Source organism: Vibrio sp. 10N.222.48.A3, assembly GCF_041475345.1.
Lineage (GTDB): Bacteria > Pseudomonadota > Gammaproteobacteria > Enterobacterales > Vibrionaceae > Vibrio > Vibrio tasmaniensis_A.
In genome coordinates this window covers 1-547 of the sequence record NZ_JBFRVX010000976.1, presented here as the reverse complement: position 1 = coordinate 547, position 547 = coordinate 1, and the positions used below count along the sequence as shown (strand labels likewise).

Sequence of the window (547 nt, the reverse complement as noted above, 5' to 3'; positions counted from 1 at the left end):
GTCAGTTTAGTTGGTCGATGGTGTATGACGCCTCTAAAGAGACGGTGAAAGTAACGGCAATGGTATTTGCTATTTTGTTGGGTGCAACGGCATTCTCAATGGCGTTTACCTACACTGGTGGTGATTATCTAGTTGAAGAGTGGATGCTACAACTGCCAGGTGAGAAGTGGGGTTTCTTGATCATTACCATGTTGGTGATTTTGATTCTGGGTTTCTTCATCGACTTCGTAGAAATCTGTTTCATCATTGTGCCGATTATTGCGCCTGTTGCTGAACTGATGGGAATCAACATGACTTGGTTCGCAATCCTTATCGCGATGAACCTTCAAACCTCATTCTTGACGCCACCGTTTGGCTTCAGTTTGTTCTATCTAAAAGGGGTGGCACCAAAAGGTGTGACTACCAAGGATATCTACCGAGGCGTGATGCCTTTCATTTTGATTCAAATCCTCGTACTTGGATCACTTCTCGCTTTCCCATCTTTCTATGGAATGTGAGTGAAGCCTAGAATGTGAATGATATGTTTCAACGGCTATCCATAAATTGA

Annotated in this window: 1 protein-coding gene; it reads left to right on the top strand. The window is 43.3% G+C overall.

Annotation, left to right across the window (positions count from 1 at the left end; all coding sequences use genetic code 11):
• On the top strand, nucleotides 1-497 hold a 497-nt coding region (locus AB4653_RS22665), incomplete at its 5' end, for a TRAP transporter large permease subunit (protein ID WP_372105384.1).
• Between the last annotated feature and the right edge of the window lie 50 nt (nucleotides 498-547).